Origin of the sequence: Bradyrhizobium sp. STM 3562 (genome assembly GCF_045571435.1) — a bacterium.
Classification (GTDB): Bacteria; Pseudomonadota; Alphaproteobacteria; order Rhizobiales; family Xanthobacteraceae; genus Bradyrhizobium.
In genome coordinates this window covers 2,842,583-2,865,917 of sequence record NZ_CP120694.1, presented here as the reverse complement: position 1 = coordinate 2,865,917, position 23,335 = coordinate 2,842,583, and the positions used below count along the sequence as shown (strand labels likewise).

General features: G+C 63.4%; 23 protein-coding genes. 9 read left to right on the top strand and 14 right to left on the bottom strand.

What is annotated here, in order from left to right; translation table 11 throughout:
* The first annotated feature begins 36 nt into the window (after window positions 1-36).
* A complete protein-coding gene (dgcA, locus tag P6U23_RS13065) occupies window positions 37-1,032 on the top strand; it encodes an N-acetyl-D-Glu racemase DgcA (RefSeq protein ID WP_407180159.1) in 996 nt (331 codons plus the stop codon).
* Here dgcA and P6U23_RS13060 read toward each other — a convergent pair.
* Window positions 1,002-2,198 carry an MFS transporter gene (locus P6U23_RS13060; RefSeq protein ID WP_407180158.1) on the bottom strand — a complete coding sequence of 399 codons (1,197 nt, stop codon included), beginning with the start codon at window positions 2,196-2,198 and terminating at the stop codon, window positions 1,002-1,004. The genes dgcA and P6U23_RS13060 overlap by 31 nt on opposite strands.
* A gap of 76 nt (window positions 2,199-2,274) precedes the next feature.
* On the opposite strand from P6U23_RS13060, the gene P6U23_RS13055 reads away from it, so the two are divergent.
* Window positions 2,275-3,459, top strand: coding sequence for a hypothetical protein (locus P6U23_RS13055; RefSeq protein ID WP_407180157.1), 1,185 nt, complete (start codon window positions 2,275-2,277; stop codon window positions 3,457-3,459).
* A gap of 62 nt (window positions 3,460-3,521) precedes the next feature.
* Here the strand turns inward: P6U23_RS13055 and P6U23_RS13050 are convergent, their stop codons facing one another.
* The 11 genes from P6U23_RS13050 to P6U23_RS13000 form a co-directional block, all read right to left on the bottom strand.
* Window positions 3,522-4,502, bottom strand: coding sequence for a threonine/serine dehydratase (locus P6U23_RS13050; RefSeq protein ID WP_407180156.1), 981 nt, complete (start codon window positions 4,500-4,502; stop codon window positions 3,522-3,524).
* A 56-nt stretch (window positions 4,503-4,558) separates the two neighbouring features.
* Window positions 4,559-5,683, bottom strand: coding sequence for a glycosyltransferase family 4 protein (locus tag P6U23_RS13045; RefSeq protein ID WP_407180155.1), 1,125 nt, complete (start codon window positions 5,681-5,683; stop codon window positions 4,559-4,561).
* 13 nt (window positions 5,684-5,696) lie between these two features.
* Entirely contained in the window at window positions 5,697-6,509 is an 813-nt protein-coding gene (locus tag P6U23_RS13040; RefSeq protein WP_407180154.1) for a UDP-2,3-diacylglucosamine diphosphatase, read from the bottom strand.
* 993 nt (window positions 6,510-7,502) lie between these two features.
* Window positions 7,503-7,739: a hypothetical protein gene (locus P6U23_RS13035; RefSeq protein ID WP_407180153.1), complete on the bottom strand. Its 237-nt coding sequence runs from the start codon at window positions 7,737-7,739 to the stop codon at window positions 7,503-7,505.
* Between the two features lie 197 nt (window positions 7,740-7,936).
* Window positions 7,937-8,320 carry a YybH family protein gene (locus P6U23_RS13030; protein WP_407180152.1) on the bottom strand — a complete coding sequence of 128 codons (384 nt, stop codon included), beginning with the start codon at window positions 8,318-8,320 and terminating at the stop codon, window positions 7,937-7,939.
* Between the two features lie 144 nt (window positions 8,321-8,464).
* A complete protein-coding gene (locus P6U23_RS13025) occupies window positions 8,465-8,842 on the bottom strand; it encodes a hypothetical protein (RefSeq protein ID WP_407180151.1) in 378 nt (125 codons plus the stop codon).
* A gap of 38 nt (window positions 8,843-8,880) precedes the next feature.
* The gene (locus tag P6U23_RS13020) at window positions 8,881-9,084 is read right to left on the bottom strand and encodes a hypothetical protein (protein WP_407180150.1); all 204 of its coding nucleotides are present in this window, start codon (window positions 9,082-9,084) and stop codon (window positions 8,881-8,883) included.
* 18 nt (window positions 9,085-9,102) lie between these two features.
* Complete coding sequence (locus P6U23_RS13015; RefSeq protein WP_407180149.1) at window positions 9,103-9,705, bottom strand: 3-phenylpropionate/cinnamic acid dioxygenase subunit beta; 603 nt, start codon at window positions 9,703-9,705, stop codon at window positions 9,103-9,105.
* 23 nt (window positions 9,706-9,728) lie between these two features.
* Window positions 9,729-10,538: an SDR family NAD(P)-dependent oxidoreductase gene (locus tag P6U23_RS13010; protein WP_407180148.1), complete on the bottom strand. Its 810-nt coding sequence runs from the start codon at window positions 10,536-10,538 to the stop codon at window positions 9,729-9,731.
* The gene (locus P6U23_RS13005) at window positions 10,535-11,881 is read right to left on the bottom strand and encodes an aromatic ring-hydroxylating oxygenase subunit alpha (protein WP_407180147.1); all 1,347 of its coding nucleotides are present in this window, start codon (window positions 11,879-11,881) and stop codon (window positions 10,535-10,537) included. Before P6U23_RS13005 ends, P6U23_RS13010 begins: the two co-directional genes overlap by 4 nt.
* A 54-nt stretch (window positions 11,882-11,935) precedes the next feature.
* The gene (locus P6U23_RS13000; protein ID WP_407180146.1) at window positions 11,936-13,180 is read right to left on the bottom strand and encodes an ABC transporter substrate-binding protein; all 1,245 of its coding nucleotides are present in this window, start codon (window positions 13,178-13,180) and stop codon (window positions 11,936-11,938) included.
* Between the two features lie 286 nt (window positions 13,181-13,466).
* On the opposite strand from P6U23_RS13000, the gene P6U23_RS12995 reads away from it, so the two are divergent.
* On the top strand, window positions 13,467-14,264 hold the full coding sequence (locus tag P6U23_RS12995) for an IclR family transcriptional regulator (protein WP_407180145.1): 798 nt from the start codon (window positions 13,467-13,469) through the stop codon (window positions 14,262-14,264).
* A gap of 746 nt (window positions 14,265-15,010) precedes the next feature.
* Here the strand turns inward: P6U23_RS12995 and P6U23_RS12990 are convergent.
* Complete coding sequence (locus P6U23_RS12990; protein ID WP_407180144.1) at window positions 15,011-16,261, bottom strand: threonine/serine exporter ThrE family protein; 1,251 nt, start codon at window positions 16,259-16,261, stop codon at window positions 15,011-15,013.
* Window positions 16,262-16,483: 222 nt separating this feature from the next.
* On the opposite strand from P6U23_RS12990, the gene P6U23_RS12985 reads away from it, so the two are divergent.
* The 5 genes from P6U23_RS12985 (at window position 16,484) to P6U23_RS12965 (ending at window position 21,994) form a co-directional block, all read left to right on the top strand.
* A complete protein-coding gene (locus P6U23_RS12985) occupies window positions 16,484-18,484 on the top strand; it encodes an FUSC family protein (RefSeq protein ID WP_407180143.1) in 2,001 nt (666 codons plus the stop codon).
* Window positions 18,481-18,696 (top strand): DUF1656 domain-containing protein, encoded by a 216-nt coding sequence (locus P6U23_RS12980; RefSeq protein ID WP_407180142.1) that lies wholly within the window; start codon window positions 18,481-18,483, stop codon window positions 18,694-18,696. Before P6U23_RS12985 ends, P6U23_RS12980 begins: the two co-directional genes overlap by 4 nt.
* Complete coding sequence (locus P6U23_RS12975; protein ID WP_407180141.1) at window positions 18,681-19,826, top strand: HlyD family secretion protein; 1,146 nt, start codon at window positions 18,681-18,683, stop codon at window positions 19,824-19,826. Before P6U23_RS12980 ends, P6U23_RS12975 begins: the two co-directional genes overlap by 16 nt.
* Window positions 19,827-19,912: 86 nt before the next feature.
* Window positions 19,913-21,307 (top strand): cytochrome B6, encoded by a 1,395-nt coding sequence (locus tag P6U23_RS12970; protein WP_407180140.1) that lies wholly within the window; start codon window positions 19,913-19,915, stop codon window positions 21,305-21,307.
* A 39-nt stretch (window positions 21,308-21,346) separates the two neighbouring features.
* Window positions 21,347-21,994, top strand: a complete 648-nt coding sequence (locus P6U23_RS12965) for a DUF4142 domain-containing protein (RefSeq protein ID WP_407180139.1) — start codon at window positions 21,347-21,349, stop codon at window positions 21,992-21,994.
* Window positions 21,995-22,062: 68 nt separating this feature from the next.
* Here the strand turns inward: P6U23_RS12965 and thiD are convergent, their stop codons facing one another.
* Window positions 22,063-22,863: a bifunctional hydroxymethylpyrimidine kinase/phosphomethylpyrimidine kinase gene (thiD, locus tag P6U23_RS12960; protein ID WP_407180138.1), complete on the bottom strand. Its 801-nt coding sequence runs from the start codon at window positions 22,861-22,863 to the stop codon at window positions 22,063-22,065.
* A gap of 123 nt (window positions 22,864-22,986) precedes the next feature.
* On the opposite strand from thiD, the gene P6U23_RS12955 reads away from it, so the two are divergent.
* Complete coding sequence (locus tag P6U23_RS12955; RefSeq protein ID WP_407181437.1) at window positions 22,987-23,232, top strand: Lrp/AsnC ligand binding domain-containing protein; 246 nt, start codon at window positions 22,987-22,989, stop codon at window positions 23,230-23,232.
* Window positions 23,233-23,335: the final 103 nt, after the last annotated feature.

Below are 23,335 nucleotides of genomic sequence, written 5' to 3'. Positions count from 1 at the left end.
AGCAACAGCGCGGTTCAGAATTCATCATAGTTTTAAATGACTTCCGCTCAATCTCCAACGCTGGTCGCGCGAATCGAACGCTTTCCCATCGCGGGTTCTTTCACTATCAGCCGCGGCGCGAAAACAGAGGCCGTGACGGTTGTGGCGGAAATAAGCCTTGGCGGCCAAACCGGGCGCGGCGAGTGCGTCCCCTATCCCCGTTACGGTGAAACTCCCGCGGCGACACTCGCGGCAATCGAGTCCATGAGCGAAGCGGTTGCGCACGGGCTTACCCGCGACGCCTTGCAGACGGCCATGCCGGCGGGCGCGGCTCGCAACGCGCTGGACTGCGCTCTTTTGGATCTGGATGCCAAGCGCAACGCGCAGCGCGCCTGGACTCTGCTCGGCCGATGCCAGCCAACCGCCTGCACGACCGCCTACACGATCTCTCTGGCCACGCCCGATGCGATGGCCGCGGCCACCGCCAAAGCAGCGCATCGGCCCCTGCTGAAAGTCAAACTCGGCGGCGAAGGTGATCCGGAACGAATCGCGGCGGTGCGCAAGGCCGCACCCAATTGCGAGCTGATCGTCGATGCCAACGAGGCTTGGACGCCATCCACGCTCGAGCCAAACCTGCAAGCCTGCGCGGCGGCCGGCGTCACTCTGGTCGAGCAGCCGCTCCCCGCGCAAGCGGACGAGATGCTTGCGCGCATTCGCCGGCCGATCGCCGTATGCGCCGATGAAAGCGTACATGACCGGACGTCACTGGAGGCTCTCCGCGCCCGCTACGATGCCGTGAACATCAAGCTGGACAAGACCGGCGGCATCACCGAAGCCGTGGCGCTGGCCGACGCCGCGCAAGCGCTTGGCTTTGAGATCATGGTCGGCTGCATGGTGGCGACATCGCTGTCGATGGCTCCGGCCATGCTGCTGACGCCACAGGCACGCTTTGTCGATCTCGACGGACCGCTGCTGCTGGCGCGCGACCGCGATCATGGTCTGCATTATAATGGCAGTCTGGTCTACCCGCCGGATGCGGCGCTGTGGGGCTGAGTTAAGCGATGCCGAGCGAGCCACATCAGCATGGCACCCGAGGCTGCCATGGCGGCCATCAGATAATAAACGCCTTGGCCGTAATGAGCATAAATCGCGCCCGACACGATCGAAGCGCATGAGCTGAGAATGCCGCTGCAGGCGGTGTAATAGCCCTGCCCTCTCGCCATCATGTGCAAGGGCACATGGCGTACCAACAGCTCCATGGTGCCGACCTGAGTCAGCCCGAAGGTCAGGCCATGGGCGAGTTGGACCAGCGCTAGCAGTATGAGTTGCGGCTCCTGAGCCGTGATCGACCAACGCGCCACCGCGCTAAGCGCGCCGATTATCACCAGCATCGAAGGGGCAAGCGTGAATCGCGGCGAGGTCGCAAACACGACGATCTCGGCCAACACGCCCAACGCCCACAGTGCGGCGATGGTAAAGCCGCCAAGTCCGTGCGCCTGCCAGTTGATGGCGGAGAAGGTGTAGTAGGCGGCATGGCTGCCTTGAATCAGGGCCGAGGCCACGATGATGGCGAGAAATCCAAGATCACGCAGCAAGCGATGGTCGCGCGGATGGGTTGCAGCAGCCTGAGGCGGGGTGTCCAGCGGTTGCAGCGCAAGGCTGGCCAGCGCGGCGAGCCCCGCCACCGCGACGATAATCCAGATCAGCCGGCGCGGATCGATGACGTCGATCACGAGCCCGCAAGCCAGCGCACCCAAAATGAAAGCCGCCGATCCCCAGAGCCGGACTGGGCCGTAATCGATGCCATGGCGGACAACGCCACGCAGCGCGTAAGCGTCCGTCAGCGGGACCATCGGCGTCCATGCGCAGGCGGTCGCAACGAAAGCGAGGAAAACCGCTATCGTCCGATGCTGCGTTCCAGTGATCGCAAAGCCGAGGGTGCAAGCCGTGGCAGTTGCGATCAGAGCTCCGCGCAACGCGTGGCGCTTTTCGGCGAAGCTGGTAACAAATGGCAGCGTCGTGAATCGCGTGACCGCGGGAACGGCGCTGATGATCCCGATCCACCACGGATCGATGCCGACGGCTCTCAGCCATATCGGGAAGAACGGCAGTTCGGTGCCCGTCAGCCCGAACAATGCGCCGTAAAATAACGCCAGCCGCGCGGCGAAACGCCGGGCGGCTTTGTCTGCTGCGGTGGGGATTTGTGATTCGGTCGGCATCAATTCAATTGCGATTCAGTCGATATCGTGGTGATCGTTACAGGAACGCGCACTGATTTGCGCGAACGAGTTTGCCATGGCCGATGAAGCATTCGCCCTCTCGCCGATCGCCGCCCGCCCGGTCCAGCCGGGCGAGGCGGATTACGATGCGATCCGGGAAGCCTTTATGGAGACTTCACGCGGCCGCTGGTTTCTCGGCGAATATGCCAAGCGTAACCGCAATGCCGATACGGCGATGGTGCTCGATGCGGTGGCGCGAATCGAGCAGTCCTTGGCGCAGCGACAGGAGGAGCGAGCAGGTAATGACGGGCTCGCCGAGGCCGTGGCTGTACTCCGGAGCGCGGTGGATCAGGCCAGTGAGGCGGCATCGGCCGCCATTGCAGGCCTGCGGCTGGACGAGCATCTGACGCCCATCCATAAGGGGACGCGCATCATCAAGGAGATCTCCTGGCGCTGGCGGGAGATCGGCGCCGATAGCCGCATTTGCGATCTGATCGATTCCCAGCTCGCCGCAATCGAGACGAGCTGCGCACGAATCGGCGAGGCGGACGCCGGTGCGGCTGTGACCGCCGCGTTCGACCTCATCAGGCGCAAGCTCGATGAGGTCGGCCAGAGCGATCAGGCGCCACACGATGCCGGTGAAGCGGTTGCACCGGCTGCAGCTAGTGCGAACGAGCCGCCCCCTGCAGCAACCGAGCTGGAGGTGGGACCGGTAGCAGTGGAGCCCCGCGCCGACACTGGCCTCCTTGAACCGCAAGTGCCGGCCGAAGCGCCGGCCAAGGAAGCCATGATCGCCGAGCCGGATGCATCAGTGGAGAGCGTCGAGGCGGAAGCACCGGCTGATATCGCCGTGGCGGAGCAGGAAGATCCGGAGATCAGCACGGAAGCCGCCGACGCACATGATGAGGCTGTGCTGGAGATGGTCGCCATCGAAATGGCAGCCCCCGATCCGATCGATGATTTTCCGCCCGAACCCACCGCCGAGGCGGACGAGGTATATACGACCACGACCCCGCCGCCGGTAGCCGAACCCGTCGTCGCGCATGCTCCAGAGCCAGCGCCTCCACCATCCCAGATGGCCCAATCCTCGTTGCAGGCCATGCAACTTCTACCTGAACCCGCGCCGCCGGTTGCTCCGGAGCCATCGCTCGGCTCGACCATCATCGCAAACGGCATCCTGCAGCGACCAAAGGCGGCAACGGACCCGCTGGCGCCGATCCGCCGCATGAGCCAAGCCGAGAAAATCGCGTTCTTCTCCTGAGGCCCGTCGGCGGCTTACCTCTCGAGCCCGACTCCGTCGTGGCTGAAGTCACTGTGGCCCGCTCAAGCCACGAGCTTGGCGAACATGTCCGCATCGACATTGCCACCGGAGAGCACGACCACCACGTTCTTGCCCTTGGCGTCGATGCGGCCGGCGAGCAGCGCGGCGAGGCCGATGGCGCCGCCGGGCTCGACCACCAGCTTCAATTCGTGGAAGGCAAAGGCGACGGCGGCGGCGACCTCGGCGTCGGAGGCGACCACCCCGCGCGACAACAATTGGCTGTTGATCGCAAAGGTGATCTCGCCGGGGATCGCAGCCATCAACGCATCGCAGATCGTCCGCCCCTCGGCATGATGCCGCTCGCGCTTGCCCGCGCGCAAGGACAGGCTGTGATCGTCGAACGACTCCGGCTCGGCGACGATCACCTCGGCGGAAGGGAAGCGCGCCTTCACCGCAGTTGCAACGCCAGCGATCAGGCCGCCGCCGGAGGCCGGCGCCACCACGATGTCGGGGCTGAGGCCAAGCGTGGCCATATCCTCGGCGATCTCGCGGCCTGCGGTCCCCTGCCCGGCGATCACGAAGGGATCATCATAGGGCTTGACCAGCGTCGCACCGCGCTTGCCCGCGATCTCGCGCGCGATCGCCTCGCGATCCTCGCGATCGCGATCATACAGCACGACCTCGGCGCCGTAAGACTTAGTGCGCTCGCGCTTGGACAGCGGCGCGTCGGCCGGCATGACGATGGTCGCCTGCATATGCAGGATCTTCGCCGCGGCGGCCACGCCTTGCGCGTGATTGCCGGACGAAAAAGCCACCACGCCGCCGCCGCGCTTGTCGGCCGGTATCGAGGACAGCTTGTTGAAAGCGCCGCGGAATTTGAAGGAGCCGGTCCGCTGCAGCATTTCCGGCTTCAAAAAAACCTTGCTTCCGATCCGTTCGTTCAGCACGGGCAAGGACAATAAGGGCGTACGCACCGCAAACGGGGCGACAACGGCGGCAGCCGCCTCGACATCGGCAGAGCTGACCGGCAGGACAGAGGGCATATGGGTCATCTCGGTATTTTACCGCAAGCCCAACCGCCGGCAAGCCGCCTGTCCGGTCAGGCGACAAAGCGCGGATGGTCGGTCGCCCAATCCGCCGCATCGCCGTCCATATCGACGACGCGCAGATAGGCCATGTGGTCGATAAAGGCGCGCGCGGAGGCTTCCCACGTGTATTTTGCCGCGAATTCGACGCAGGCTGCTCGCGGAATCTTGAGCGCCGCCAAACAGGCCTCACGCAAATCTTCAGCAAGCACCCCGACCGGCGCATCGCCGATGACGTCGCGCGGGCCGCTCACCGGAAAAGCGGCAATCGGCAGTCCGCTCGCGAGCGCCTCCAGCAGCACCAGGCCGAACGTGTCGGTCCTGGAGGGAAACACAAAAACATCCGCAGCGGCATAGACTTCCGCCAGACGCTCGCCCTGCCGCGCACCCAGAAATACGGCTTGCGGGTATTTCTGCTCGAGCGCGGCCCGCGCTGGCCCGTCGCCGACGATCACCTTGGTGCCGGGCAGATCGAGTTCCAGGAAGGCCTCGAGGTTCTTTTCCACCGCAACGCGCCCGACGCAAAGAAACACCGGCCGCGGCTGGCAGAGATCGACGTCGCGCGGATGAAACAGTTTGGTATCCACCCCGCGCGGCCACAGCACCACGTTGCGAAAACCGCGCTCGCGCAGCTCGCTGGCGAGCGCCGGCGTTGCCGCCATCACCGCCCGGCTCGGACCATGAAACCAGCGCAAGCTGGCCCAGACCCAGGACTCCACCCAGGACTCCGGAACCGGCGCGCGCGCCGATACATATTCGGGAAACCGGGTGTGAAAGCTCGTCGTGAACGGCAGGCGGTGCTTGCGGCAGTAGCGTCGCACCAGGACGCCGATTGGCCCCTCGGTGGCGATATGGATGCTATCGGGCCGGCTGGCCGCCACCAATGCCGCGACCTTGGCGGGGCGAGGCAAGGCAACGCGCAAATCCCGGTAGCTCGGCAGGGCAAAGGTGCGAAAGGTTTCCGGGGTGAGGAAATCGACCTCGACCTTGTTGTTTGAGCATGATCCGTTTCGGAAAACCGGTTCCCACTTTTCCGGATCGTGCTGCAACGCCCTGATCGCCTCCGCCATCATGGTCAACGTCCGCACGACCCCGTTGACCTGCGGGTGCCATGCGTCGGTCGCGACCAGAATGCGCATCTGGCTCCTTCGCCTACGCGGCGCGCGCCGCGATCTGCGGCACCGGCGCGACACGGCCGGCGGGATCGGTCCAGGTGATGATCTCGAAGCTGCCGTCCTCGTGCTCGGCGAGCGCAGTGCAGCTTTCGACCCAGTCGCCGCAATTCATGTAGCGGATGCCCTGCATGTCGCGAATGACGGCGAAGTGGATGTGGCCGCAGATCACGCCATCGGCGCCGTGACGTCGCGCCTCGGCGGCGAGCGCGGTCTCGAAGGCGCCGATATAGTTCACCGCGTTCTTGACCTTCTGCTTGGCCCATTGCGACAGCGACCAATAGGGCACGCCGAACATGCGGCGGAAGAAGTTGACCAGCCTGTTCATCTGAATGGCGAAGTCATAGGCCTTGTCGCCGAGATGGGCGAGCCAACGCGCGTTCTGCACGACGAGATCGAAGATGTCGCCGTGAATGACGAGATAGCGACGACCGTCGGCGCCGGTGTGGATCGTGTTTTCGACCACGTCGATGCCGCCGAAATGCGTGCCGTAATAGTTGCGCAGGAACTCGTCGTGATTGCCGGGGATGTAGGTCACGCGCGCGCCCTTGCGCGCCTTGCGCAAGAGCTTCTGCACCACATCGTTATGCGATTGCGGCCAGTACCAGCTCGATTTCAGCGCCCAGCCGTCAACGATATCTCCCACCAGATAGATGGTGTCGGCGTCGTGGCTGCGTAAGAAATCGAGCAGCTTGTCGGCCTGCGAGCCGCGCGCTCCGAGGTGAACATCGGAGATAAACAAAGTGCGAAAGCGCCGCTCCGCGCCCTCTTCACTTAAGGAGTCACTTCCCATGAACGCGCCCCTAACAGATCCCTGTGACAATGCCATGACGAACGAGGCCCGGTTCACCCATGTGCCTCTCACCCCGGCGGCTGCCGTCGGCCGCTTCTTGTTCGAATCGAGTGTCCGTAGCCCTAGGGCCGCGATAGCAGGCCCGTGCGACAATCAAGCGACAATGTGCGGCATTCCGTAGCAATGCGGTCCCCCGCAAGCGGGCGAGGCGATCGAATTCGCGGGGGCTGCGCACGCGAAAGCGTCCATTCAGTTTTCAGCCAACGACGAGGACGCAAATCGACGTTCTCGCGACGGCATTCGCCCGAGTTTTGCTCAACCGACCACCCTCTCCAAAATGCAGAGGGCGCAGGGAAGGCCGGGTGCTCGCCACACCCATGGCCCCCGCGCGAAAAAAATGCGCGGGGCGTTGACCACAGGTACGGCGGAGACACGTCCGGCCTTCCCTGCGCAGTGGTTTTACGGCTTACTCCGCGCTCTCCCCGGTGAGCCAGACTTTGTTGTCACCGTCATCAGCGCGATGCGAGAAGCACCGCCCGCGAGTTTAGCGCCAGCCTTGGGGCGCCAGGACCACACGGCTTCGCCGTCCGCGAATGTGCCGCTCGTCCATCGGCACGTCCACGTCCACCGCATCCCGTCCCAACGTTCGTGACGATCGCGATACGCCCCTCATCAAGGCGGGATGGCGCAAGTAACCATCAATTTCTGAAAAAACGAAAGAGAAATATTTTTACGCAACCGACTGGACGACCCAAATCAGATTGAAGCGGCTCAACAAATCAGCTTTTGCGCGCACGCGATTTCATGAGTGGGGAGGCTGGGCAGCGCCCCGCTCTGCAAACGATTCCGCCCGTCGGGCGAATCGCGGGACGTCTGAACCTTGGCAGTTCGGCTCAAGCGCGACGAGATTGAGTTGAATCCTCATCGCGCGTTAGCTCTTTGATTGAGCATGATCTCTTCGGAAAACCGCTATACACGCTTCCGGATCATGCCCTACCAACCGTTCCCGCCCTCACCTTCGCGCAGGCGCTTGAGCGTGAACTCGACCAAGCCATTTGGCAATTCCCGCCAGCTCTCGATCTCTGTCAGATAATCGTGGCTTGGATAGGCCTTGAACTCGCGCCGCACCCGCGCGCGGGCTTCCCGCAAGGCGAGCGTCAGCCGTTCGCGGATGAATCTGCTGTCTTTGTTGCCGGCAAGGCGATCCGCAAGGTCCCGTGGAGTGGCCACGTTGTATTCCCCTGAAAAGGTTGCGAAATGAAATGATGCAAAGACGGAGAATAGTCGCAGTCATGAAATCGTCACGCGCACGCGCGCGCGATCAGCTTACGGCGCTTGGGCCGCGAAGGCCCGCGCCGGCTGACCTTAACCGCATTTTGTCCACAACATTATAGCGGAGAGGCGAACCGCCTGATCTCAGGCCGGCTCTAATTGGGCGCCATGGTGTTCCAGATGTCCCGATGCAGCAGCCATGTGCCGTCGCGATCTCTTCTCCAAACCACCAGGTATTTGACCTTCGCTTGCCCCGAGCCAAGCTTGAGTTCGGCCTCGCCCACCTCATAGGCGGCATCGCCGACAACTTCGAGGTCGACGGTTTTAAGGGCAGCGCCGGTCATCCCAAGTGCGTTCGCGGCCGTCCGCCAAAACTCCTCGATCGCCGGTCTTCCACTGACGATCGGCGCATCGGGAGGCATCACGCGCGCGCTCTCGGTGTAGAGTCCGGCCAGCCCCGCATAGTCCTTGCGGGCTACCGCTTCACCGAATTTGCGATTTCCCTCATCAATAGCCTGGCGAACCACGTCACTGCTCATGACGATCCTCCCGGACGAATGGAATCTCACGGAGAAGAACTGCAGATGACATTGTGTCTACGACTGAACCCAAACGGTTCAATGCGGACACAGTGATGCGGGGCTGCCGCTCTGTCCGGCTCTGCAGCCTGGTCGGTCAATGCGCTAGCGCTTCGAGATCAGGAAATCGTCAGTAAATTCGCCACGCGACACCTTGACCGGAATCTCGCCCTCGCTTCCGATCTCGAAGATGTCGGAACCGGACCTGGCCTCCGGGGAGGCAAGTGCGTCGACCCGCTCGGCGATATTTTGCGCCTGCCATCGATTGAGATGCCAGGCAAACTCCTGCCCGCTTGCGCGCAATCCAAACTCCCGGTCGGCAGGAACGATCGCCAGTGGCGTCCGCGGCCGAAACGTACCTGCTTGCTCGGTCAGCGAGATCTTTTCGGGGCGACGCGCAAAGCGCCGCAGCGTTGCCGAGAGTGCGGCAAGATCAGCGCCATCGCCGAGGATGAGAAACATCGGATTGAAATCGCTGGGCATATATTCGTATCGAAGCATCGGACTGGTTGTCCCTCCCGTCAAACGGGCTGCGAGCCGTCGAGAAGCGCAACGATGTCCTGGGCGTGACACAGTTCGATCAAGCCCTTGTCCGCTTCGTTCGGAGCCTCGAGATATCTGACCTCCACCCACATGCCATCCTCCATGTTCTGCGTCACCTCGGCGAGGATGCGTTCGCGCAATTGCAATCGATCGCCGGGCTTGAGAGCGAGAATGTCGATCATGGATGCGATTCCCGCGGCTCAGAAGAACATGGTCAGGTTCTTGGCGAGCAGAATGTTCTGCTCGAGAATGATTTCGCGGCGGCATACCTTCCAGCCATTTTCGACCAGCCTCAGCGTATCGTTCCGCCTTCCGACCAGGGTGTAGGTCTCGTACTCGACCCGGTTCTGGTAGACGAGGATACGGCTCGCCACATCCAGCTCTTCAGCCTGGTCGAGATTCGGGCGCGCGTCCTTGATCTGCACATTGGTCACCATGTGGGTGATGCGCGAAAGCGGCTCTTCGGCATAGTGCACGCCCGTGAGGATCTGATCCACGCGCTTGGTCAGCGTCCATTTGTCTTCGTCGAACCAACTGATGCCCTCGCCTCTTTTGGTGTTCTCGCGCGCCTCATGCTGGCCAAATTTGACGTTGCGCCGGATCGGCATGAAGTAGCTGATGTCCTCGGTCAGAAGATCGAGCCACTCGCGGAAGCGGCGAGCGTCGAGCAAATCCGCCTCGTAATAGTAGAAATCCTCCACATCCGCCTTGAGGCGATAATAGCGCTCGGTGCGCGCAATCGAGGGATTGCCCGCACGCTCTTGGGCGGCGAACGGCTTTGTCTGGGTGAGAGCGCTGCTCATCTGCTCCTCCTAAGATCTGAGTGTTACCGACTAGCCGGCTTCGCGGGGACCGGCCCGCCCTGATGCGCGAAGCAGCCGACGTCAATCACGGTTCCCGAGATCGCCTCCGCTTCGGGAGACAGCAGGAACGCAACCACGTTTGCGATGTCGTCACCGGTCGCCGGTCGGCCGGCAGCGGTGCCGGGCGCGCCGATACCCACCTTGCTGCGATCGCCGCCGGCGCGGCCGAGACTCATGCCGCTGACGATGCCTCCGCCGCCGGGGATCACCGTGTTGATCTTCACGCGATGATGCAGGAAATCGTACGCCGTCGCGGCTCCGAGCGCGACCAGCCCGCCTTTGCTGGCGCAGTAAACGGCCATGTTCGGCTTTCCCCAGCCCGCGCCGGAGCCGATGTTGACAATCGAGCCTCCACCCTGGCGGATCATGTGCGGCAGCACGGCGCGGCAGGTGAGGTACGGCCCCTTGAGGTTGACCGCGATGATCCGGTCGAACAGCGCCTCGTCGGTGTCGAGGACCGTGCCCAGGGGGCCGATCGCAGCGTTGTTGACGAGACCGTCGATGCGGCCGAACCGGTCAAGAGTGAAGTTCACCACCCGCTCGACATCAGCCGCCAACGATACATCCGCTTCCAGCAGGTCGGCCTGCAAATCCTGGCGCTCCAGTTCCTGCCGCAGGCCGGGTATCGCACTCTGGGCAATGCTCGAAGCCTGTGGCGACTCCAGCCCGAAGGCCACGACGTTGTGCCCTCGACCGGCCAGACCCAGTGTGATCGCACGGCCGATCCCGAACGTGCCGCCGGTCACGATGACGACTTTTGCGGCTGCGCTCATTCGGCAGCCTCCCTGTTGCCGGCCGCAAGGCCGAGCAGTTCCCCCCAGTCCGCGTCGCGCATGTAGGAGGCCCAGCGCCGGTAGAAGCCCCGCGCGATCTGCTCTGTGACTTGCAGACTGAGCTCGCCTCCCAGCGCATGATCGGTCGTATAGGCTCCCATCGATTGCTGATAGTTGAAGGGATAGCGGCGCGCGATGGTCCCCGTGCTCGCGGCAGTCGCATAGAGCCAGTTCTCGATGTCGTCCTGCTCGGTCATGCCGGCCGGTCCCGAATAGCGCATGTAATAGTGCCGCAGATAGTCCTTCACCTCCGACGGCGCGTCCTTGTCGACCAGGAAGAAGCGCCAGGCTTCCGTCGAGGTCGGACTGTGCGGATGCCAGGCGCAAAGTCCGCGCGGCTGCCGGCCGTGATAGGAGGTGTTCGGGAAGATCGTGCCGACGAACGGCATCAGGCGCGCGCCATCGCCCAGGCGCCGTTTTCGTTCCTCGTAGCAATGGCGGAAATATTGCTCGAGAACCGGATTGTCGAGAAACGACTCGACGTATTCGTTCGCCTCGGGCTGGATCGCGCTGTGCACGCCATGCCCGGCCGGAAAACTGATCCAGACGTGCTGGGCGTGTTCGAGTTCATTGTCGCGCCGGCCCTTCTTGCCGGAGACCGCGCTTGGTCCGATCCCGATCAGATCGACGGAACGGTGGCTCGGGTTGTGATAGGTGTCACCGAGAAAGTTTTCCGCGGCGAACTTCCAGTTGGCCGGAAACACCCATTTGTGCACTCCGATGACCTCGGAGCCGCCCTCGCGCCCGTCGCGGCAGTCCAGCGCCTGATCAAGATGGGCCTTGGCATCGCCGAGATACGTCAAAAAGTCCGGCGCATCCTTATCCCACGTCGCCCAGATCGAACCCTTGTAATTGCAGAGCCTTGCGACCGAGACCAGGGAATTGGCCTCGCGATCCAGCACGCCGTCATAGAGTGACTTGTAGAGCGGAACGCCCTGCAGCTTGCCGTCGGTGGTGTAGGTCCAGCTATGGTAGGGACAGGTGAACAGCGACGTGTTGCCTTGCTCATAGCGGCAGACTTTCATGCCGCGATGACGACACGAGTTCAGGAAGACGTGAATCTCGCCTTTCTTGTCGCGGCAGAGGATGACCGACTCCTCGCCCATCCGCGAGGTGTAGAAATCGCCAGGGTTCGGCACCAGGCTCTCGTGGCCGACCAGCAGCCAGGCGCGGGTGAACAGCTTGCCAAGCTCCTCCTTGTAAATGTCGGCGTCGACAAACAGCTCGCGGCTGATGAAGCCGTTCTTGACGTCAACGAGCCCGTCGATATCCTTCTGCGTCATGGGGCGCATCTCCTGTTCATTGACCTTGCTCGTGATGATGGGACGCATCTCGCGTCAGGACTTGCCGAGATTGCATCCGCCCTCGCCTTCGGGACGGAAAGCCCGATCACCGGGGATCGTCGATATCCTCTCGTAATAATCCCATGGATACCTGCTCGCGCGCGGTGACTTCACGCGATAGAGCGAGAGATCGTAGATCACGCGACCATCGGGACGGATGCGTGCCGGGCGGCCGAAGAAATCGACGGGAAGCCGCCGCATCTCTGCATTGACCGCCTTGGTGTCATCCGTTCCGGCCGATTGAATGGCCTTCAAATAGTGGCGGACGGCCACGTAGGTTGCGGCCTGCAGCTTGGTCGGCATGCGGTTCTCAACCGCAAAGAAGCGCTGCGCGAAGGCGCGGCTGGTTTCGTCGTCATCCCAGTAATATTGGGACGCGACATACATACCCTCTGCGGTCTTCAGACCCATCGCATGCACGTCCGCGATGAAGGTCAGCATGCCGACGATGGTCTGTCCGCCCGCCTGCAGACCGAACTCATGGGTCTGCTTGACCGCATTGACGGTATCGGCGCCCGTGCTTGCAAGTGCGATCACCTTGGCTCGCGAAGCCTGGGCCGCCAGGAGGAATGACGAGAAGTCGGTGGTGTTGAAGGGAAAACGCACGCTGCCGACCAGTTTGCCTCCGCTCGCATTCAGCGCGTTGGTACCGTCCTTCAACATCGAGCTTCCGAAGGAATAGTCGACCGCGACGAAAAACCAGTCCTTCGCCACGCGCGCGCTCACTTCCCTGACCAGGCCAGCCGACAAGGCATAGGTGTCGTCGGCCCAATGCGTGATGACGGGAGAACAATTCGGTCCCGTCAGGTCCGAGGTCGCCGCCCCCGAGACGAGTGCGGATCGATTGCTCTGGGTCGCCAGCGCGGCGACCGCGAGCCCGACCGAGCTCACGGCGAGATCGGTCACCGCATCGACATGCTGGAGGTCGAACCACTTCTTGGCGATGCCGACGGCGATGTCGGGCTTGTTCTGGTGATCGGCGGAAATGATCTCGATCGGCCTGCCGAGCACCTGATTTTTGAAATCCTCGGCGGCGAGCCTGGCTGCAGTGACGGAGCCGGGACCGCCCAGATCGCGTCCGCTGCCGTAGTCGCCCAAGACACCGATCTTCACGACACCGTCTGAAATGGCCGGCTCTCCTGCTTCGGCTTCGTCCAGCGCGGCGCCAATTATCAGCGCGAGCGAAACCAGGACGGCGCGGCCGAGCACGCGCGTCGTTCCGGATCCTGGCAGATCCATCGCCAATCTCCTTCCCCGTTGTGTGTCCATTGTATGGACATCGTTCTCATAAATTGATTCCATGAAAACGAGGCCAAGGCAAGGGGCGTCCGTCGACGCGGCACAGCGGACGCAACGGTGAGATGTGGCGCGGTTGCAAAGCTTGCGGATCGGCTCGGGAATTGCAGGCTTTTCGCTGTATCGGCGCGCAGCCCTTCGCTAGTCTGCCACGCGAGTCGAAGGCCCACGCTTTCAGTCAGCAGGCGCTATGGCTAAGCCACGCAAATCCAAAGTCGAAGATGCAGGGATGACGAGCGTCCGCGCCGTGGACCGCTCCATCGCGATCCTGCAGTCCTTCACGGTGGAGCAGCCGCTGATGAGCGTCGTCGAACTGCAGAAGCGAGTAGGCTTGAGCCGGCCGACGCTCTACCGTCTGCTTCACACCTTGGCTTCGCGCGGCCTGATCGAGGCCGAAGGCGATCCGCAGCGGTTTCGTCTCGCCCATGGCGTGATGAGCCTCGCCCATGTCTGGCTCAAGGCGCTCGATGTCGTCCACGTGGCCCGGCCGGTGGTTGAGGACTTGCGCGACAGGACGGGTGAGACGGCGGCGCTATTTCGGATCGAGGAAGATCGTGGCATCTGTATCCTCGAATACGAAAGCCGGCACGTGTTATCGATCAGCCGGGGCATCGGCGATTCCCTGACGCTGGCCCAGGGCGCGACCGGCAAGGCGATGCTCGCCTTCATGGATCCTGAACGCCAGGCCGAGTTTCTCGAGCGGCTGCCGAAAGAAGCTCGTGCGCAGCTCGAGGAGCCCCTGCGGTCCGCCAAGAGAAAAGGTTACACCATCAGCCGCGGCGAGATCTTTGTCGGGGCGGTGGCGGCATCCGCTCCCTATTTCGATCATCGGGGCAGCGTGATTGGATCGGTCGGGATCTATGGGCCGAGTGCCCGCGTCAATGAGGAGAAGGTCGCCGAATTCGCGAAGCTTGTGGTAGAGGCGGGAGCAAAGATATCCCGCCTGCTCGGCTTCGAAGGGCGAGCCGGCCAATCAAGCCGGTCCGCGGTGAGACTTCCTACGAGGGGCACCTCAGCGCGAAGATGAAGCTCCAGGCCGCTTGAGCAGCGCGCGTTGCCAAGCTCCTTCATCGCCATCCTGGACATCTCTGCAGGGATATCCTTTTCGCGACGACCTCGGTGAGAGGATCATCGCGATCGGGCAAGTGCAGCAACGTCAAAGGCTGCTCGTAAGGCTAGGTTTGAGCGCTTGTTTCAGATCACCCCCAACAGGAGAAAAATTCCGATCTCGACCAGGAAGGCGGCGCCTGTGACCGCCGAGGCGAGGAACAGGTCACCCCAGGACGGAAGCTGCATGGCTCGTCTCCACGCTCTGCAAGCCCCGCAAGATAAATTCACCTGGGTTAGGAAAGTTTCGGTTCCGCGACCGTAATGCGCAGCTGGTCTAACGTGCGATTGCACTGCACACTTAAGCCGTTGGCGTTTCCGTGCGCCCAGTTTTCACCTCGATTGGCACGTGAGGTGAGCCGCTCTTGCCGCTAGGGCTTCCTCCGTGGGGATACTCGCGGCTCTTCATGAGGGCTTCCAGGACAAGAAAGAACTTTTCGGCGAGCATGGCGCACCTCCTTTGAGCTGCCACGGTGTGAGTGGCCGCGATGGTACATCCGCATCGGAACCGCCCCGCGGCCGCTTTGGTCGCCGCAAACGAAATGAGGAACAAAGTCACTTTGCCCGAGAATTGGGCAGCCGGCCTTAACGTAGGATATCCAAGCCACGATCGGAGATGCATGGTTTGGACCGGAGCACGCCGCAGCTCTCCAGCGATGCTGGTTTCTATGACTTGCCCGACGCAAAGCGATCGCTGACACGGTCGATGGCCATCTTTGGGATGACGAGGCCGAAGCTCATTGCCAGGATGATGATCGCGGCGGTCAATCCGTCGGCCATCGTTGCGCCGAGCAGTTCGAGCGTCGGCTGGGTGCCGCTCGCGATTTGCAGGAGCCCGCTCGCCATCCTGAACAGGTAGACGCCGGGTATCATCGACACCACGGAAGCAAAACCGATCGCGGCAAACGGCATGTGCGTTCGCCGCGAGACTGGCGTGAGGATCAGTGCCACCACAACGCAGGCGATCAAGGCGCCGGTCGCGGCACTAAGGCCAAACTGCGTCAGCGCAAGCCAACGCAAAGCGTGGGCGACCATGCCCACCACAACCGGCCAAGGCAGCATGCGCAGCGGCGTGGAAAAGAAGACGCTGTAGGCGGCTACGGCGACGCCGGCGGCGATGACGTCTTGCCAGAGTGGCACAGCCCTTCCCGCAGGATCGGCCGGCAGCGAGACACCCAGCAGTGCAAGTCCTAGCAGCAGTCCGACCGAGATCGCCAGCACGATCAGCGCCGCATAGGTCAAGCGGGTGGCGCCAAGGGCGATGCGGCCGTTGATGAAATCGAGCGCGCCATTGAGGACATGCGGACCCGGCACCAGGACCATGCACGGACAGACCGCAACGAGGCGCAACGACGAGCTCAGATCATACCGGACTGCCAGCGCGCCGATGACGCCGGCGAGAAGCGCTGCGCCAAACGGTTGCAGGAAGAGGTTCGTGCTGAGACGGCCAACGGCGCGGCGCAGGAATGCGCCGGCCCCCGCGCTGACAAAGATCAAGGCCGCCGCCGGGACATGCCGAACGCCGAAAATCACCGCAAGCGCCACCGCGCCTGCGCCCGCGGCGAGCGCGAACAGCCATGTCGGCGCCGGCGCCGCGCGCGAGATCTCTCCGATCCGCCTCATCGCGGCATCGGGCGTGAGCCGCCCCGCCTCGACGGCGTCGACGGCACGCATCGCGGACGCCACGCGGTCCATCTCGACGCCGGCAGGATCGGCCGCGACCTGGGCCGTCAGAGTGCCCTGCTCGTCGTCGGCCAGGAGCTGCAGCACGCCCCAGCGCGGCAAGATCGTCGCGCGCAGGTCGAGCGCGCGTGCGAGCTTCTCCGCGGCGCCGATCGTCTGCTCCGTGGCTTGTCCGTTGACATAGAGCGTTCTCGCGAAAGCGAGGACCAATTGCGATCGTTCGGCCGCGGTCATCACAGCTTCTCCGAGAGTGAGCTCAAGACATCGCGGACAATGGCGGGATCGACAGGCTCGTCAAGCCGCCGTTTCGATCACCGGCACACCGTAGCTGTGCTTGCGCAGGGGGCGGCGTGCGAAATCAAAAAAAGACTGCGCTTGGGAAATACCCGCTCGATTTGACTTGGCTACGGTCCTGGCATGTTCGCGAGCGCGGCCCTGTCCGGATTCCGCCGGAGCTTGACCGATGCGGTGAGCGCCGCAGGGGCGCCATTTTTCTTCGGAGCCCGACTGTGGCTATCGCTTTGTCTGGGGCTGTTGATCGCGTTCTGGCTCCAGCTCGACAATCCGTCTTGGGCCGGAGCCTCCGCGGCGATCGTATCGCAGCCGCAGCTCGGGGCCTCACTGCGCAAGGCCTGGTTCCGGATGGTCGGCACTGTGGTCGGTGCCGGCATGATCGTGGTGCTGACCGCCTGCTTTCCGCAGGATCGGATCGCCTTTCTCGGCCTCCTGGCTCTCTGGGCTGCAACCTGCGCGTTCCTCGCCACCGCGTTGCCCAACTTCGCTTCCTACGCCGCGGCGCTCGCCGGCTACACGGCCGTGATTATCGCCGCCGATACGCTCGGCGCGACGGGCGGCGCTAGTTCGGACGTCTTCCTGCTCGCGGTCTCCCGCGCCAGCACGATTTGCATTGGGATCGCAAGCGCCGCCGTTGTCTTCGCCGGAACAGATTTCGGCAGCGCAAGGTCCCGCGTGGCGACATCATTCGCCGATCTGGCCGCAGAGATCGCGACCCAATTTTCTCGCACGCTGCGAGGAGAGGGCAAGCTCGACACGCGCGAGGGTCAGCGGGAGTTTGCCCGACGCATGATCGCCGTCGAGCCGATGATCGATCAGGCGATCGGAGAATCCGCTTATGTGCGCGCCCGCCGTTCTGCGCTGCAAGCGGGCGTCCGCGGCCTGTTCCGGGCGCTGGACGGCTGGCGCGAAGTTGCGACACATCTAAATCGCTTGGGCGACGAGGCGGACCGACAATACGTCGCGGCCGTCCTGCGCAACGTTCCGCTCGTGCTCCAATCGGCCTCGGGCTCGCCGGAAAGCTGCATGAGCGACCCGATCGCCCTGCGCCAACTTTGCGAGCAGGCGGTGCGCGCCCTGCTCGCAAATCCTTCCCGGACGCCCTCGCAGCGGCTGCTCGCCGACGAGACGGCCAAGGTCCTCGCCGGTATATCGGACGTGCTCGACGGGCTGGCTCTGCTCGTCAACGTCTCCGACCGTTCTCGCCCGATACCGCCCGGCCCGCCGATGAGCATCGCCGATTGGAAACCCGCTTTCATCAACGCCATCCGAGCATTCATCGCGATAGGTGCTGCCGCGCTGTTCTGGATCGTGACCGCGTGGCCGGACGGCGGCTCGGCAATGGTGTTCGCCGCGATCGTACTCTTATTGGTCGCGCCCAGAGGCGATCTGGCCTACGGAGGCGCCCTGGCTTTTGCGCTTGGTACCGCGGCGGTCATCCCCTGCGCGGCGATCATGAAATTCGCAGTGCTGCCCGCCCTCTCGATCTTTCCGGCGTTTTGCGTTGCCATCGGCCTGTTTGTCGTTCCTGTCGGGTTCGGCTTGGCCCGCAGCCAGGACATGAGAACCGTGCTCGTGCTCACCGTTGTCGCTGTGCTCTTCATGCCGCTCATCCAGCCCACCAATCAGATGAGCTACGACCCAGGACAATTCTACAACTCCGCCCTGCCGATCATGGCCGGCTGCATCCTCGCGCCGCTCGCGCTGAGCCTGTTGCCGCCACTCTCGCCAGCGCAGCGCGCGCGTCGCCTGTTCGCCCTTACGCTGCAGGACCTGCGCCGACTTGCGATCGTGCCCCGCTCGATACGACGACAGGATTGGGAGCGCCGCACCTATGCCAGGCTCGCAGCATTCCCCGATGAGGCCGAACCGCTGCTGCGCGAGCGGTTGCTGATCGCGCTATCGACGGGAACGAGGATCATCGGCCTTAAAGGCCTGGCTCCGCGCCTTGGCATTGCGGCGGAGTTCGGCGCCGCGCTCGAGGCCTTCGCGCGGGGAAACAACGCCCTCGCAATCTCACAACTGCATCAGCTTGAGCATCGCCCTGCCTTGGCTCGCGGCACAGAGACCGCCACGGCGCTGCGGGCGCGGGGTCATATTTTGGCTTTCGCCGAAGCGCTCTCCAGACCTGCTTCCCGCTTGCCCGCAGGAGCGGTTCGATGAGGTTTGCCGAAATCAACCTGTTCGGCGTCTACGTTGCCCCCATCTCGCCCATCATGATTGCAGCGTGGCTGCTCACGATGGCGCTGCGACGCATTCTCAGTCGCTTCAACTGGCCGCAACATGTCTGGCATCCGGCTCTGTTCATGTTCGCCGTCTACGTCATCATTCTCTCATCTTGGATCCTGCTCGTCGCTCCTTGGGCCGCGTCATGACTGTCACTGAAAGAGATAGCAATACGGCGGATGACGACGCGGCTCTGCTCCTTCCGCCGGACTCCTCCGCATTCGCCGGACCCCACAAGAAAATCCTTCCGGTTCTCGTGACCTCGACAACGGTCGCGCTTGCTGGCGCGCTCGGCTGGGCGATGTGGCGCGTCTATGACGGAACGCCGTGGACGCGTGACGGCACCGTGCGAGCCTACGTTGTTACACTCGCGCCGGAGGTGTCAGGGCGCATCGTCGAACTGAACATCGTCGACAACAAATACGTACGCACGGGTGATCTTATCATGACGATTGACCCGACCAACTATAGCATTGCCGTCAGTCAGGCCGAGGCGGCGGTGCAACAGGCGCAAGCAAGCGTGCACAGCATCGAAGCGCAGATCGATGTTCAGCAAGCACAGATCAGGGCCAGCACGGCCCAGCGCGACCGCGAGCAAGCTGCGCTCGTGTTCGCGCAGCAGCAGGCCAAGCGCTATGAGGCGCTGGCGAAGGATGGATCGGGCACCGTTCAGAATGCACAGCAGTCCGCTTCGCAGCTCAATGAGCAGGAAGCGGCGCTGCGCTCGGCACAAGACAGTCTCGACCAGGTATTGCGCCAAGTCGAACTGCTGAAGGCGCAGAAGCTGGGGGCCAAGGCGACGCTGGCGCGACAGAGAGCCCTCCTCCGCCAGGCCCAAGTCAATCTCGAGCGCACGCGCATCCTCTCCCCGGTCGACGGATATGTGACGAACCTCCTGGCCCAGACCGGTGACTACGTAAATGCCGGCGTGAACACAATTTCAGTCGTCGATAGCAATTCGTTCTGGGTCGACGGATATTTCGAGGAGACGAACCTCACCTCGGTCCAGGTCGGCGATCCCGCGCAAATCAAGCTGATGGGCCATCATCAGATCGTGCGTGGCCACGTCAACAGCATCGCCCGCGCGATCAACGTTCCAAATGCGCAGCCCAACAATCAGGGTATCGCTACGGTTAACCCGATCTTTACCTGGGTTCGCCTGGCACAGCGCATTCCTGTCCGCATCGATATCGACGCTCTCCCGCCGGGCGTCGTCCTCGCCGCCGGAATGACCGCCACCGTCCAGATCGACCATCGCGCTGACGAAGCGAAAAAATAGGAACAAACAAAAATGCCCGGCGTTCGCCTCCGCATCTGCACGGGGGGTGCAGCATACTCCCGCGTGCCCCGAATTCGGAGGCCGTCGTGTCCAAAAAGTTCACACTCTTTCTTCCGCTGGCCGGCGCGGCTGTGCTCGCGGCTGCCGCCCTCGCCGATTCCCTGCCGCCTGATGCGACCTACAGGCCACTGCCGACGCTGCCGCTCGACGTCGTCAAGGCCAACGACGAGGCGCAGAAACCGCAGGTGATGGAGCGCCAGCGTGCAGTTCTGGAGCAACGCTATGATTTGTCCGATCACCCGATTCCCAATGTGATGATGTCAGGCGGGCGAAAGCCCGTGCAGGGCGGCGTCCGCGTCAAATTGCCGGCGGGCGTGACCTGGGACAGTCTCTCCTCGATGACGCCGGATGAGATCCGCGAGCGCGGCCTGTTGCCCGCAGGCTTCATGCCGTTGCCGCATGTGAAGCAGGCGACCGGCGGCCAGGTCTTCCCGAACAATCAGATCGACGAGATCAACCGGCAGGAGGGGCGCAACATCAGGCGCTTCGACGTCGATTTCGATCTTCCGGACCGGTTCACGCCGGAGTTCCCGCCGCCGATTTTCCTCACGAGCCATCCCGAGCTCGGCGACGTCTCGCACGGGCAGCTTTTGACCATCAAGAACTATTACCAATTGATGGTCGGCATTCTCACGCCGGTGCAGATGGAAGGCTTGCGCCTGTTGCTCACGCCCTTCCCGCAAGAGGAATTCAACCAGACCGAGGATCGCAAGAGCGCCGACCAGAGCCTCGGCGTCACCTGCCTCGACTGCCACGCGAATTTCCACACCAATGCGGCTTTCCACCAGACGCCGGACGTGCGGCCGCAGGCGGCGCGCTTCCGCCTCGATACGGTGAGCCTGCGTGGCCTGTTCAACCAGCAGATCCACGGCTCCAAGCGCTCGCTGCGCTCGGTCGAGGATTTTACGCAGTTCGAGCAGCGCACCGCGTACTTCAACGGCGACCACGTCAGCGCCCAGCGCAAGGGCGTGAACCTGCCCGACCGCTTCGATCAGGTGCCGATGATGGCGCAGATGCAGAACATCATCGATTTCCCGCCGGCCCCGAAGCTCGATCCAAGCGGCCGCCTCGATCCCAGCAAAGCGACGCAGCAGGAGCTGGCCGGAGAGCGGGTGTTCCTGGGCAAGGGCCGCTGCGCCGCATGCCATGTGCCGCAGACGTCCTTCATGGACAACAACATGCACGATTTGAAGCTCGAGCGCTTCTACGACATCGGCCAGACCGTCAATGGCCTGGTGATGCTGCCGGATGGACCAATCAAGACGTTCACGCTGCGCGGCATCAAGGACTCCCCGCCATACATGCACGACGGGCGGCTGCCGACGCTCGCCGATACGGTCGAGTTCTTCAACCTCGTGCTGGGCTTGAAGCTCTCGCAGGACGAGAAGGATTCGCTGGTCGCCTACATGCTCACGCTGTGAATTGCGGCGAGACACCGTATGCAGCAGAAGGAGATTGAAATGATCCGTCTTCCCGCCGTCACGCTGCTCACAGCTCTGCTGATGCTGGCACTTGCTGCGCCGGCATGGGCCCAGTCGACCAACCCGGCGGGCCCGGCGCCGGGCAATCCGGCCGGCATGGCGCCCGGCACCAAGGAATCCGCCCCCGGCGTGCCTGCCTCTCGCCAGACCAATGTGGCGGACCGGACCTTCACCCGTGGAGCGGCGATCGGCGGTGCGGCGGAAGTGGACATGGCGAGGCTCGCGACACAAAAGGCATCAAGCCGCCCGGTGCAGGAGTTTGCCCAGCAGATGATCCAGGACCACGGCGGCGCCAATGACCGCCTGTCGGCGCTCGCGCAAGCGGATGGGATTCGTCTGCCCGCCGGGCTCGATGCAGAACACGCGGCCATGCGTAGGCAGCTTGAGCAAGCGAGCGGCGCCGAGTTCGACCGCGCCTACATCCAGGGCCAGATGATCGATCATCAGAAGGCGGCACAGCTCCTGGAATATGAAATCGGCTCGGGCGAGAATGCGGAGCTGAAGAATTTCGCGTCCGACATCCTGCCGGTCGTGCTGAGGCACCTGCGGATGGCTCAGGCCATCGCCGCCGGTCTCTACGGCGCTGCCGAGGCCTCGCCGAGGCCTCAGGAGCAGCAGAAGCAATGAGGGCACGGGTCCGAGCTCAAGCGGAATCAGGACCTGCCGCTTCGTCTCGCGCGCCGCGTCTCCTTCAGTCAGTAGAAGCGGTGGAAATGATGCACCGGTGCATGGCCGTGACCGACCGCAAAGCGGTCGGCCGCGGCGATGGCGCCGCCGATGAACGCCTTGGCGTTGCGGACCGCAGTCGCCATGTCCTCGCCCTTGGCGAGTCCCGCGGCGATGGCGGAAGCGAGTGTGCATCCGGTCCCATGGGTATTGACGGTGGCGATGCGCGGCCCGGAAAGCGGCAGCGTGCTGTCGGCAGCGATCAGATAGTCGATGCTCTCGTTGCCATGCCCATGTCCGCCCTTGATCAGGACGAAGGGACATCCAAGCGACAACAGCCGCCTGCCCTGGCACTCGATCGCTGCATCGCTTGAAGCGACCGGCTCGCTCAGCAATACGGCCGCCTCCGGCAGGTTGGGCGTGATGATGCTAGCGCAGGGAATGAGCTTGGTGCGCAATGCGTCGACGGCATCCGCCGGCAACAACCGCTCGCCGGAGCTCGCGATCATCACGGGATCGAGCACGACGCGCCTTGGCGGGAAGCGCTTGAGCGCAGCAACGATCGCCTCAATGGTCGCGCGCGCGCCCACCATCCCGATCTTGACCGCCCCGACGTCGAGATCGCCGAGCACCGCCTCGAGCTGCGCCGTGACAAAGTCTGCGGGCACCGGATGGATTGCCGCGACGCCGCGCGTATTCTGTGCGGTCAGCGCCGTGATCACGGAGGCGCCATAGACGCCGAGCGCGGCAAAGGTCTTCAGGTCGGCCTGAATGCCGGCGCCGCCGGAGGAATCCGAGCCGGCGATCGTGAGCGCGACGGGCGTGATCATGGCTTGTCCTAGCGCGGGGAGCGGATTACAGCAAGTTTGAGCGGCGTGTCCCAGCCCGACGAGGCGGCACCCGGCTCGCTGCGCCCGCTATACTGGGCCGCAATTCTCAAGGAGGCGATCGCGATGGTTCCGTTCTTCGTTCAGATCAAGTGCAAACTCGGCCAGTCCTACGCCGTCGCCAACGCGCTTGCGGAAGCCGAGATTGCCTCCGAGATCTATTCCACCGCCGGTGATTACGACCTGCTGGTCAAGTTCTATGTCGACAAGGACACCGACATCGGCCATTTCGTCAACGAGAAGGTGCAGACGCTCCCCGGCATCCAGGACACCCACACCATCATCACCTTCAAGGCCTTTGGACCCAGTTAAGGCCGCCATGGTCACCTCGCTCAACGCCGCCGGCCACGACCTCGCAAAGAGCCGAAACAACCGTGGGTTGCGCGGAAGTGTGGTGCTGGGGCTGCACCGTGCG

Excerpts from the sequence above, each read along its gene's own strand:
- dgcA (WP_407180159.1), top strand. The coding sequence starts at position 37 with ATGACTTCCGCTCAATCTCCAACGCTGGTCGCGCGAATCGAACGCTTT.
- P6U23_RS13060 (WP_407180158.1), bottom strand. The coding sequence starts at position 2,198 with ATGCCGACCGAATCACAAATCCCCACCGCAGCAGACAAAGCCGCCCGG.
- P6U23_RS13055 (WP_407180157.1), top strand. The coding sequence starts at position 2,275 with ATGGCCGATGAAGCATTCGCCCTCTCGCCGATCGCCGCCCGCCCGGTC.
- P6U23_RS13050 (WP_407180156.1), bottom strand. The coding sequence starts at position 4,502 with ATGCCCTCTGTCCTGCCGGTCAGCTCTGCCGATGTCGAGGCGGCTGCC.
- P6U23_RS13045 (WP_407180155.1), bottom strand. The coding sequence starts at position 5,683 with ATGCGCATTCTGGTCGCGACCGACGCATGGCACCCGCAGGTCAACGGG.
- P6U23_RS13040 (WP_407180154.1), bottom strand. The coding sequence starts at position 6,509 with ATGGGAAGTGACTCCTTAAGTGAAGAGGGCGCGGAGCGGCGCTTTCGC.
- P6U23_RS13030 (WP_407180152.1), bottom strand. The coding sequence starts at position 8,320 with ATGAGCAGTGACGTGGTTCGCCAGGCTATTGATGAGGGAAATCGCAAA.
- P6U23_RS13025 (WP_407180151.1), bottom strand. The coding sequence starts at position 8,842 with ATGCCCAGCGATTTCAATCCGATGTTTCTCATCCTCGGCGATGGCGCT.
- P6U23_RS13020 (WP_407180150.1), bottom strand. The coding sequence starts at position 9,084 with ATGATCGACATTCTCGCTCTCAAGCCCGGCGATCGATTGCAATTGCGC.
- P6U23_RS13015 (WP_407180149.1), bottom strand. The coding sequence starts at position 9,705 with ATGAGCAGCGCTCTCACCCAGACAAAGCCGTTCGCCGCCCAAGAGCGT.
- P6U23_RS13010 (WP_407180148.1), bottom strand. The coding sequence starts at position 10,538 with ATGAGCGCAGCCGCAAAAGTCGTCATCGTGACCGGCGGCACGTTCGGG.
- P6U23_RS13005 (WP_407180147.1), bottom strand. The coding sequence starts at position 11,881 with ATGACGCAGAAGGATATCGACGGGCTCGTTGACGTCAAGAACGGCTTC.
- P6U23_RS13000 (WP_407180146.1), bottom strand. The coding sequence starts at position 13,180 with ATGGATCTGCCAGGATCCGGAACGACGCGCGTGCTCGGCCGCGCCGTC.
- P6U23_RS12995 (WP_407180145.1), top strand. The coding sequence starts at position 13,467 with ATGACGAGCGTCCGCGCCGTGGACCGCTCCATCGCGATCCTGCAGTCC.
- P6U23_RS12990 (WP_407180144.1), bottom strand. The coding sequence starts at position 16,261 with ATGACCGCGGCCGAACGATCGCAATTGGTCCTCGCTTTCGCGAGAACG.
- P6U23_RS12980 (WP_407180142.1), top strand. The coding sequence starts at position 18,481 with ATGAGGTTTGCCGAAATCAACCTGTTCGGCGTCTACGTTGCCCCCATC.
- P6U23_RS12965 (WP_407180139.1), top strand. The coding sequence starts at position 21,347 with ATGATCCGTCTTCCCGCCGTCACGCTGCTCACAGCTCTGCTGATGCTG.
- thiD (WP_407180138.1), bottom strand. The coding sequence starts at position 22,863 with ATGATCACGCCCGTCGCGCTCACGATCGCCGGCTCGGATTCCTCCGGC.
- P6U23_RS12955 (WP_407181437.1), top strand. The coding sequence starts at position 22,987 with ATGGTTCCGTTCTTCGTTCAGATCAAGTGCAAACTCGGCCAGTCCTAC.